Origin of the sequence: Ectothiorhodospira sp. 9100, assembly GCF_022227565.1 — a bacterium.
Taxonomy (GTDB): domain Bacteria; phylum Pseudomonadota; class Gammaproteobacteria; order Ectothiorhodospirales; family Ectothiorhodospiraceae; genus Ectothiorhodospira; species Ectothiorhodospira marina.
Window position 1 is genome coordinate 1 of the sequence record NZ_JAJNAN010000070.1, and the last position, 9,831, is coordinate 9,831.

A 9,831-nucleotide genomic window follows, 5' to 3' on the forward strand; every position below is an offset into this window, starting at 1 on the left:
ATCCTGCCCGAAGGCCTTGAGCGTGGACCAGACCGACTGGAACAAAAGCCGGTGGATTTCCCTTGGATGCAGCTGCACCCAAACATTGAGTTCATGCGGGAGCGTGAATACCAGATGGTAGTATGTGACCGGCAGCATCTGCCTGTGTTGGCGCTCGCACCACGCCTGAGTCGCACGATTCTGGCATTGAGGGCAATGACGATCCCGGCAACTGTGATACCAGTGCTGCTCGGTATCGCACTGGTCACAGCGAAGCTGCAGACCACCCAGGCGCTCGGTACGGCAGGCCTGCAGATTCCCACAGACTTTGCGCCGGCGGTAATCCAGACCATCTGCCACCAGGAATCGGTTGAGAATCTCCTGTATCGTTGCGCGCTCAGGCATGACGCACCTCCGGCAATCCCGCCATCAGATCCACACCGCCGGTGGCACCCCGTTGATCACGGGGGATCCAGTGGATATACCGCAGCGTCGTCTGCAGGTGCCCGTGCCCCAGCAGGCGCTGCAGATCATGCACCGCCACCCCATTCTCCAACTGATGTGTGGCATAGGCGTGCCGCAGGCCGTGAATACCCACCGGCTTGTTGACTCCCGCTCGGCGACGGCACTGCCCAAACATGCGCTGAGCGCAACTCACGCCAATGTGCTGCTCTGGCCTGAACGCGTGTGGAAACAGCCAGAAACGCGGGCGGGCGCACCGCCAATAGCGCCGCAAGGAATCCAATAGCAAGGGGCTGATCGTCACCGCACGGTCCTTGCTTCCTTTGCCCTGCTCCACCCTCAGGAGCCGCCGTTCTCCATCAATATCCGGGACACGCACGGAGATCACTTCACTCACCCGCAGACCACACCCATAACACAGTTCCAGCAGCATCCTGTGCTTGGGGTTGTCACATGCAGCGATGATCCGCGCCACCTCGGCGCGGGTGAGTAATGGGGGGATCCGTTGTGGCCGCTTGGGCACAATCAACTTGACGTCATCAAAGTCCTTTCGATGAAGCACCTGCTGGAAGAGAAATCGAATACCATGCAAGTGTAGGCGGCAAGTGGAGGCAGAGAGCTTCCGGTCCACCGCGAGCACCTTGAAATACTGTTGCAGCTCCAGCATCGAAAGCAGCGCCGGAGAACGACCAAAATACGCAGCCAGCGATCGGACGGCGTAAACGTAGCTCTAGCGCAGTTTGCCCAGCATGTGGGCGACAAACGCTTTGCATCAGCCCCGCCGCTTTTTGGCGTCGGCAAAATGGGCTGTTTATTTTTCATCTCTACCAACCCAGTAGTCTGGTTTCCGGTGTTGGTGAGCTACTGCGATGACAAGAATATGGTATTCTTCTACGGAGTACATCAACTTGTATGGAAACTTGTGCAGGAGACATTTCCTTACATCACCCCGCTCTATGGACCACGCTTGAGGATACTCGGCGATTCGCAATGCGGCCTTTCTTACTTCATCCTTGAATCTGTGTCCAAGCCCTGAATACTCGAGCTCATAATAACGTACAGCATCTTCCAGTTCCTGAGTCGCGATTGTAGTGAATATAACGCGCATCATTCTTCCTTAAATATTTCTTCCATCGGGATGCCTTTCAGCTTTCCCTCCCGGTAGGCCTTAAGTCTCTTTTCCGATTCTTCAGCCCATATTTCATCGAGCTTCTTATCCGGCTCATCCAAGCTCTTTATCAGTCCTTCAACCAAGGTGAACCGCTCTTCTGGTTTTAGTTTCATCGCCTCGTCTAACAACTCTTTCGTGCTCATTTTGTTTACCTCAGATTTTCATGAAACATAATATATAAGCGTTTTCTGCCGTGCGCAGCATGTCCGATCAACGTCTGCTGGAAGAGTCCGTGTGTGCACATATGAACCCGCACTGGCCAAGACCACATTCGGTAGGTCTTGCCACGGGTCATTCTTCACTGGACGTACCCACTCACTCACTCCCCCACCCTCTCAAACATCCCCAAATAAGCCTGCCTCGCCATCACCGGCAACCCCGCCACCGCCAGCACATCCTCCAGATGCTCCGGCGTGCTGATGCCTGTCAGGCTCGTCCCCACCCCAGGCGTCGATCGATTGAACTGCAGTGCCCTCTGGACAGGATTGGGCAGATCCGCCAAGGCACGCGCAACCGTGTCCACGGACTGCGAGGCCAGATGCCCCTTGAGCAGCGAGTGCGACGCCATCACGTAAAGCTGGAGCTGATGGGCGGCCTGGATGGGTGAGGCCACGTTGCCCTGGCCGGTGGCGGTGTTGAAGCGGGTGAAGCCTTCCAGCATCACCTGGTTGAAGGGCATCATCACGAGCTTGAAGTGGTGCCGGGCCTGGGGGTTGCCGGTGACGGTGTGGGCGGCGCGTTCGGCCAGGCCTACGAGCGAGGTGAGGGAGAGGAACAGGGGGGCGTCGGTCTCCACGCGGAAGCTCTCGAAGCTGGTGATACCGTAGCGGCGGATGCGGCCTTCCTGTACGGCGCGCTCCAGCATCTCGAATACGGGCTCCAGCCGCTGCAGGGTAGCCTCCTTGCCTCGCTCGGGGATGTGCACCTCGGGCTGGTCCACCAGGAAGGCGTCCAGGGTGTCCACGCCCATGAGATGGCGGGAGAGTTCCAGTTGGTAGTTCAGGTATTCGGGGGTGAGCAGGTGGGCGCCCTTGGCCAGTTGCTCCCGGCTGCCCAACCCCTGGGCGGTAATCTCCTGCTCGAACCACTGGGCCATGTCCTTGGGTGGGCCGCCGCGCAGGGTGAGAAAGCCCCCCTTGGAGACCAGGAACATGGCCTCCCGGGGCACACCGGCCTCCAGGGCGGTGCGTACTCCGGCGCCCACGGCCGCCAGGGAGCGGCCGTAGCGATAGTGGGCGCCGGTGTCGATCACGTTGATGCCATGGGTCAGGGCCCGGGCCACCACGGCGCTGATGCGGGCGTCCACCGCCGGGCTGGGCTCGCCGCCAAAGCTGCCCACGCCCAGGCTGGATAGCTGCAGGTGTTCGCGGGGGAAGTCGCTGTAATGGCCCTCGGCCACACGGCCGGCACTCTGGTGGGCCTCGGCGTAGGCCTGGGTGGCGGCGCGGGTGGCGGCACCGGGGATGAGATGATTTTTTTCGGTCACGAGGTTCCCGGGCTATGGACGATGCATGGATACTTGGTTATATACTGATAACCTTAAACAGGACAACACCGGGGAACCCGATGGCACTGGTCAAGCTCGTCAAGCTCAACAACCTGCAGTACAACCCCAATCGCGACCCGGAGTTTTATCGCCGCCCGGTGGGCAAGGAGTTTCGCCTGCAGGCCGTATTGAATGGCAGTGGCCGCGCCAAGGCCCGTTTTGTGGCCGAGGGCAAGACCCTCTGCGAGACGGAGATCCCGATGCCCGGCACCTTTGACTGCCGCTTCCATTACGACACCGCCGGCACCCGGGTGGGCACCCTCAGCGTGGAGGGCAACGGCGAAACCTTCAGTCAGGACATCCGCATCGATACCACGGAACACGCCTGGGTGGGCTGAGGCTCAGCGCCCCCAGCCGTAGAGTTCGAAGAACCGGGGCAGCATCTCCAGCAGCTCGGCCTCGGTGAAGAACCGGTCGGCCCGGGACAGACGCATCTCCCCTTGCAGGTCCGCATCCCCGCCCAGGCAGAAGACCGGCAGATTGATCTGGTACTCCATGCGCAGGGTCTGGATGACATCCAGGGGATCAAACGCCCCCGGATCATCCAGGTCCAGGAGCATGAAGCGGTGCAGCAGGATGTCGTTCCAGGGGCCGATATCGTCCAGCTCCGTGACCGTCACCCGGGTCCAGCCCGCCGGCGTCACCGGCTCCAGGGCGTTTAAAAACCCCTCCCGGGTGGTCATGACGATGAAGCGCCGCTCCATGCGGGCCTCGATGGTGGGGGCCTGGGGCGTGTCGGAGGGGTCTTGGGCTGACATGGCGCCTCAGGAGAAGTAGCGGAAGTAGAAATCGGACCGGGACAGGTCATCGTAGAGCTTGGCGCGCTCCTCCACCCCCAGCTTGAGGATCTGGATCAGGGCCTGCGCCTGCTGACCATCCACGATGTGCATCTGGCCCACCAGGTCTTCATCGGGGCTCAGACAATGGGCCACCAGCTCGTCCGGGTGCTCCACATAAACCAGGAAGGCCGTGCAGGTCTCATCCTCCGGGTCCAGGGGCTGCATCAGCACCTTGCCCAGCCAGGCCAGTCGGGCCACTTGGTTGAACTGGTGGATGTCGAACTTCTTGCCCCGCCGGTAGCGGTTGAGCTGGTTGCGCAGGTCACTGACATTGGTGATGTCGATCTTCTTCATCGGGCCTCCCGGGGCCGGCGCTTCAGTCCGCGTCGTGATCGAAGGTGCCCACGGACTCCCCGGCCATCTGCCGACGCACCACCGCCACGTCCCGCTCATTGAGGGCAAACGGGAATGACATGATGTCCGTGGGGCTGGAGTCGCCATAGGGGCGGGTGCAGGCCGAGACGGTGTCCTGGTCCGAGCGCCCCGGGCAGCCGGAGGTCCTGAAGGGCGTGCCTTCATTGATCAGGGCCTCCAGCTCCGCCGGTTCCAGGCCGTATTCCACCACCTCGCCGGCGGCGTTGAAGCGCATGTCCTCCACCCGGCCATCCAGGTAGTCGATGATGTAACGGGCCAACTGCACCCGACGCCACTGGGCCCGGGGCACCGGGGACCAGTCCTCCATCAGCGAGCCCTGCTCGGGGAAGAAGGCAAACAGGTGGTTGTGCCCACCCATGTCGCGCACCCGCTGACACACTTCCAGCATCTCCTGCTCGGTCTCGCCCATGCCGCAGATCAGGTGTACACCAAAGCGCTTGGGACCATAGATCTCGGCGGCCCACTCCAGGGTCTCCCAGTACTTGTCCCAGCGGTGCGGGCTGTCCACCGTGGCGCCCCGGGTGTGTTCGAAGATCTGTGGTGTGGCCGCATCCAGGGCCACGGTGAAGATCTGGGCACCGGCCTCCTTGAGCTGCACCAGATCCTCCCGGGACATGGAGGTGGGGTTGGAGAGGATCGAGGCGGGGATGTCGGGCACGGCCTCCACCCAGCGCTTGAGCAGGGTGAGGGTGTCGGCGTCGGAATCCGGGTGGGTGATCATGGAGATGCACATGCGCTCGAAACGCCCACGATCCGCACCGTCCCGCACCCGCTGGATCACGTCCTCGTAACGGGCGGTGGGCCAGTCCACGCGGATGAAGTTGCGGTCCGCATAGTCCTGGGATTCCTCCCGGTGACGGGCCAGGCCGCAGTAGCTGCAGTTGGCACGACAGCCCTCGGGATAGGTGACCAGCAGGTTCAGGCAGTGGGTGCAGTCGGTGCGGTGCATCCAGCCTCGCACCAGCCCCAGGGTGATGGCCGCGGCCGTCGACATCTGCACATAGTCAGGCGAGCGCATGTCCGGGGTCTTGATGTAGGGATCGGGCCGATAGAAGTTCACCGTCTCGGCGGCGACGCTCTCCGGTGTGCTCATGGTTGTCTCCTCCTCTGGTGCGGTGCCAGGCCCGCACGCGTGTCTCACGGATCCGTGTCGCTCAGGGGCTGACCGGGTCGTTGAAGTATTCGCCAAAGGCAATCCAGCCGCGTCGATGCACGGCGTCCTCATGGGCCTGGGGTTGATCCCAGATCCGGGCCAGCTCGCGGCGCCGGGTCACGGCCCGGTCCAGGCTGGGGCCGTAGCGGTCCCGCAGGTCTTCCTGATACTCATCCAGGGCATCCTCATCCCCTCGCAACCAGGCCACGATGGCCTCCCCCGCCAGCTCGCCGGATGCCACCGCCGGGGCGATGCCACCGCCGGTGATGGGGTGGGTGAGGCCCGCCGCATCGCCAGCGAAGATCACCGGGCCGTGGCACACCTGCGGGCGTAGCCCCCCCACGGGGATGGCCCCGCCGGTGCGGCGCAGGATGTCCTCGCCCACCCAGCCGGCCTCTACCAGGTCCCGGTGCAGGGTGTCCAGCGGGGTCTTCAGGTCCGGCGCCAAGGTCTTGTCCATCCCCAGGCCCAGGTTGGCCTGCTCCCCGCGGGGGAACAGCCAGGCATAGCCGCCAGGATAATCGGGAGAGAGCCAGATGACGGTGTCGTTCCGGGCGTGTTTCAGGGGCACGGTGTACTGGCGTGTCTGCACGGTGTGCAGGACGGGCCAGCCCAGTCGGGCGGCCACCGTGGAGTGGGGGCCATCGGCCGCCACCAGCGAACGGAAGGCCACTGTGTGTTCGCGGCCCTCATGCCGGATCCGGGCCGTGCGGACCTTGGGGTCCACATCCAGCAGCGCGGTATCGGTCCAGAGGGTGGCCCCCTGTTCCCTTGCACGGTCGGCAATGGTCTGATCGAAGGCAGCCCGGTTAATCATGATCCCCGGAAAATCCGACTCCCGGCAGGTGCCGGAGGGCAGCAGCGTGGTCATGCGATCGATGGGCTGGGAGAACACACCGGGGGACCGGGCATAGCTACCCATGGGCAGGGGGATGAACTCGGCGCATTGTACGGGCTCGCCGATCTCGGTCCGCCGATCGATCCCCAGCACCGACAGGCGCTGACTGGCGGCCACCCGGGCGGCACTCCCCCCGGCCGGCCCCAGGCCCACCACCAGGACGTCAACCGACCGCATGGGTGGGGTGGTCACTCTTGGCGGGCGCGGCGTCATCGGAATCCAGGGCCAGACGCAGTACGCGGATGAAATCATCCCGGGTGAGCATGAGCATCTCCACCGGGTAGTCGTCGAAGAAGTCGTGGAGGGTGCGTTCCAGATCCACCACGGCGATGCCACGCAGGGCCGCCTCCAGGTCCACCAGCATGCGCCGGGGGTTGGTGAAGAAGTCGCCGGTGATCCACACCTGGCCAATGCGTCCCCGTTCCCGATCCAGGGTCAGCCCGGCCCGCATGAGGCCGCCGGGCGCCCGGTGCACTGCCTCCAGCAGGGGTGAGTCCACCGCTGGCCGGTTGCGCTGGTAGATCCATTCATCGCTGTCGATCTCCTTGAGCGCCTGCTCGAAACGGGCCTGCTCCACGGCATCCATGCCTTCGGCCGGGGCCAGGGTCACGTTGAAGGTCTCGGCAAAGGCCTCGGCCAGGGAGCGCTGGATCACCTCAAGCGATGGCGTCTCGCCCAGCAGTTCGCTCAGGTTGGCCACCCGGTCCCGGGCCGAGGCGATGGCCTTGTGGGAGAGCTTTTCGGCGGGGATGCGCAGCACCCGCAGCATGCGCTCCACGTCGAAATCGATCAGCAGGGTGCCCTGGTACATGATGGAATCCCCATCAAAGGCCCCGCCGGTGCCGGATACCTTGCGGCCATCCACTTCGATGTCGTTGCGGGGGCGGAACTGGGCATCCACCCCCAGGCGGCTGATGCCCCGGGCCGCCGCGCGGCAGATGCGCCCGGCAATCTTTTCCATGTTCGCCGAGCCCACGAAGCGCTTGTCCACGTAGAGTTCCCAGCCGATCTGGGTGGGATCGAAATAGATGGCGCCGCCGCCGGTGATGCGGCGCTGGATGTCGATGCCCTCGGCGCGGCAGACCTCGGTGAGCAGTTCCTGATCCACGTTCTGGTGAAAGCCCACCAGGGCCGAGGGTTCGAATCGCAAAAAGCGCAGGGTATGGGGGGAATGCCCTTCCTGGTGGCACTCCAGCAGGGAGCGGTTCAGGGCCAGGTTCTCGGCGGCCCGACGCAGGCCCGTATCCAGAACCCGCAGGGTGTGTTCATCACGCATCATGCCTCTCCAACCAACATTCAGATCCAAACAGCATTCAGGCCCTGGGGGCCACATGTTCCATGATCACGGGGATGCCGCCGGGCCCCATGCCCGGTATCCCCCGTTGCCGCCGTCGTGCCCGCTCATCGGCCACGATGGCCTCCAGATCGATCTCCAGGGCCTCACGCCCGCCATCCAGGGCCATGAGTTCCTCCCCCACGGCCATGGAACAGCAGGAGGGGATCACCCGCACGCGACGTCCCAGGCGGGCCGCCAGCTCCACCACCCCATCAGCGGGATGGGCCAGGCCATCGATGCCGGCCATCACCGCGTAGGCATCCATTTCACCCTTCACCTGCCCTGCCGGACGGGCACAACCCAGCAGCAGCGGCAGATCCCTCAGTGAACGGCGCGCATCGTGGAAGAAGTGCCCCACATCCACTGCGCGGGGGATGGCGAAGGGTTTGCTGTCGGGAGCGTAGAAGGGCATGACCACCACCAGCACCACCGCATCGGGGCGATGCCGCTGGATCATGTTCAGGGCCTCCCATTCCCCCAGGAACCGGCCATAGTGCAGGCCCATGACGATGTGGGGGACCACCTTCATGCGGGTGTTCACCAGGGCCTCCAGGGTGGCCTCGAAATCCGCCACCGTGCGCTTGAGGTGATACACCTGGGTGATGGTCTCCTGGGCGCCGATCACGTCCATCATGGCCGCATCGATACCGGCCTGCTCCATGCACCGGGCGGCCTCATCGTCCACCAGGGCGGTGTGCAGGGCGATGCGAAAGCCGGGGAAGTCGTCCTTGATGCGGCGGATGGTGTCGTAGAAGGGGCCGTACTCCACCTCGTTGCGGTGGTTGGAGCCGCCGGTGAGCAACATGCCCTCCCCGCCCTGTTCAACGATGTCGTTCACCACGCGCCACAGGGCCTCGGGGGTGCGGGCCGGAATCATGGGTTCCAGCAGCTTGGCCTTGCAGTGATCACAGCGCAGCTTGCAGTCGGGCCCGGTGATGGACACCGCCGGCCAGGCGTTCTTGCCGCAGCTGCTGATCTCGGAGGTCTGGTAGCTCTTGAAGGTGGGGGTGTAAAGGTCCACCGGGTGACCACGGCCACGGAACCGGGGTTCATTCTCTGCCTCAAGGGTCCTCACCAGATCCGCATCCAGCGGGATATCCTCCAGGGGTTCCACGTGGCGCACGAGATCTTCCCAGTGACTCGGAGAGGTGTCGCTGAAGAGGCTCATGGGGTTCCTTTTGAGGTCCTTGTTAACGTGAAAGCACCCAGGTTCAGCTACGGAAGCTTCCTTCTCCCCCTTGGGGGAGAAGGGCTGGGGATGAGGGGGTGGGGGAGGCACTGTACCGGCCCTCGCCCCTCACCCCACCCCCTCTCCCCTGAGGGGAGAGGGGCTCGTAATGTATCTTTCATCATCGGGGGTGCTTCACCGCCGAGATGCATGAGAGTTAGGGGAGATGCCGGGTCACGGAAAGCCTCGGGGCGTCCTCTTGGCGAGGGGAGCCATCGGGGCTGGACATCGGTGCGGACCGGTCAGCCCACCCCGGGGGCCAGCGGGCCTTCAGCAACCCTTGAAGCCATCTGCTTCCATCTTGGCCTTGAAGGCATCAATGGCATCGCTGCCGGTCTTCAAGGCGGCCGAGTCACCATCCCAGTTGTCGGGCGTGATCTTCACCAGCCAGCCCTCGCCATAAGGGTCGTCATTGATCAGGCCGGGGTTGGCGGAAACGGCATCGTTCACCGCAGCTACCTCGCCACCGATGGGGGATTTGGCAGGGCCCACCCACTTACCGGATTCCACCGTGGCGCAGGACTTGTCCTTCTTCACGGCCTTGCCCACCTTCTTGGGGGTGTAGGACACCACCTGCCCGGCCAGGGAACCGGCATACGAGGTTAGGCCGATGGTGGCGGTGCCATCGGACTCCTGGCGGACCCAGACATTGTTCTCGATGCTGTAGAGCAGATCCTCCGGCAGGTCACAACCTTTGACGTCGCTCATGCTTCCTCCTGATGTTTATAAGGTTATTGATGTTTGCTTGACCAGTATCCGGGTCCCCCGGACACCACATGGTGATCTGGATCAAGGCGCGTGGCACACCCGCGCTAACGTGAAAGAACCAAGTCAGCTACAGACA

At 63.6% G+C, this 9,831-nt stretch carries 13 protein-coding genes; 1 reads left to right on the forward strand and 12 read right to left on the reverse strand.

Annotated elements, in window-relative coordinates:
• The 5 genes from LPW29_RS14225 to LPW29_RS14245 all read right to left on the reverse strand — a co-directional run.
• Window positions 1-384: IS91 family transposase (locus tag LPW29_RS14225; RefSeq protein ID WP_238628556.1), on the reverse strand; the 384-nt coding region annotated here is incomplete at its 3' end.
• Window positions 377-1,147, reverse strand: a complete 771-nt coding sequence (locus tag LPW29_RS14230) for a tyrosine-type recombinase/integrase (protein WP_338018709.1) — start codon at window positions 1,145-1,147, stop codon at window positions 377-379. The genes LPW29_RS14225 and LPW29_RS14230, both read right to left, overlap by 8 nt.
• 105 nt (window positions 1,148-1,252) lie before the next feature.
• Window positions 1,253-1,552, reverse strand: a complete 300-nt coding sequence (locus LPW29_RS14235) for a type II toxin-antitoxin system RelE/ParE family toxin (RefSeq protein WP_338018708.1) — start codon at window positions 1,550-1,552, stop codon at window positions 1,253-1,255.
• Window positions 1,549-1,755, reverse strand: a complete 207-nt coding sequence (locus tag LPW29_RS14240; protein ID WP_238628559.1) for an addiction module protein — start codon at window positions 1,753-1,755, stop codon at window positions 1,549-1,551. The genes LPW29_RS14235 and LPW29_RS14240 overlap by 4 nt, the downstream gene beginning before the upstream one ends.
• A 176-nt stretch (window positions 1,756-1,931) precedes the next feature.
• The gene (locus LPW29_RS14245) at window positions 1,932-3,098 is read right to left on the reverse strand and encodes an aldo/keto reductase (protein WP_238628560.1); all 1,167 of its coding nucleotides are present in this window, start codon (window positions 3,096-3,098) and stop codon (window positions 1,932-1,934) included.
• 80 nt (window positions 3,099-3,178) lie between these two features.
• Here LPW29_RS14245 and LPW29_RS14250 point away from each other — a divergent pair, with 80 nt between their 5' ends.
• Window positions 3,179-3,496, forward strand: coding sequence for a hypothetical protein (locus LPW29_RS14250; RefSeq protein ID WP_063463544.1), 318 nt, complete (start codon window positions 3,179-3,181; stop codon window positions 3,494-3,496).
• A 3-nt stretch (window positions 3,497-3,499) separates the two neighbouring features.
• Here the strand turns inward: LPW29_RS14250 and LPW29_RS14255 are convergent, their stop codons facing one another.
• The 7 genes from LPW29_RS14255 to gcvH all read right to left on the reverse strand — a co-directional run bounded on the left by LPW29_RS14255 (window position 3,500) and on the right by gcvH (window position 9,695).
• Window positions 3,500-3,916, reverse strand: coding sequence for a hypothetical protein (locus LPW29_RS14255; protein ID WP_238628561.1), 417 nt, complete (start codon window positions 3,914-3,916; stop codon window positions 3,500-3,502).
• 6 nt (window positions 3,917-3,922) lie between these two features.
• Window positions 3,923-4,291 carry a hypothetical protein gene (locus LPW29_RS14260; protein ID WP_090251085.1) on the reverse strand — a complete coding sequence of 123 codons (369 nt, stop codon included), beginning with the start codon at window positions 4,289-4,291 and terminating at the stop codon, window positions 3,923-3,925.
• 22 nt (window positions 4,292-4,313) lie between these two features.
• The gene (locus LPW29_RS14265) at window positions 4,314-5,465 is read right to left on the reverse strand and encodes a radical SAM protein (RefSeq protein ID WP_238628562.1); all 1,152 of its coding nucleotides are present in this window, start codon (window positions 5,463-5,465) and stop codon (window positions 4,314-4,316) included.
• Window positions 5,466-5,526: 61 nt separating this feature from the next.
• Window positions 5,527-6,600: a geranylgeranyl reductase family protein gene (locus LPW29_RS14270; protein WP_238628563.1), complete on the reverse strand. Its 1,074-nt coding sequence runs from the start codon at window positions 6,598-6,600 to the stop codon at window positions 5,527-5,529.
• Window positions 6,587-7,699: a lipoate--protein ligase family protein gene (locus tag LPW29_RS14275; RefSeq protein ID WP_238628564.1), complete on the reverse strand. Its 1,113-nt coding sequence runs from the start codon at window positions 7,697-7,699 to the stop codon at window positions 6,587-6,589. The genes LPW29_RS14270 and LPW29_RS14275 overlap by 14 nt, the downstream gene beginning before the upstream one ends.
• Before the next feature lie 37 nt (window positions 7,700-7,736).
• The gene (locus tag LPW29_RS14280) at window positions 7,737-8,927 is read right to left on the reverse strand and encodes a radical SAM protein (protein WP_238628565.1); all 1,191 of its coding nucleotides are present in this window, start codon (window positions 8,925-8,927) and stop codon (window positions 7,737-7,739) included.
• A gap of 330 nt (window positions 8,928-9,257) precedes the next feature.
• Entirely contained in the window at window positions 9,258-9,695 is a 438-nt protein-coding gene (gene gcvH / locus LPW29_RS14285; protein ID WP_238628566.1) for a glycine cleavage system protein GcvH, read from the reverse strand.
• Window positions 9,696-9,831: the final 136 nt, after the last annotated feature.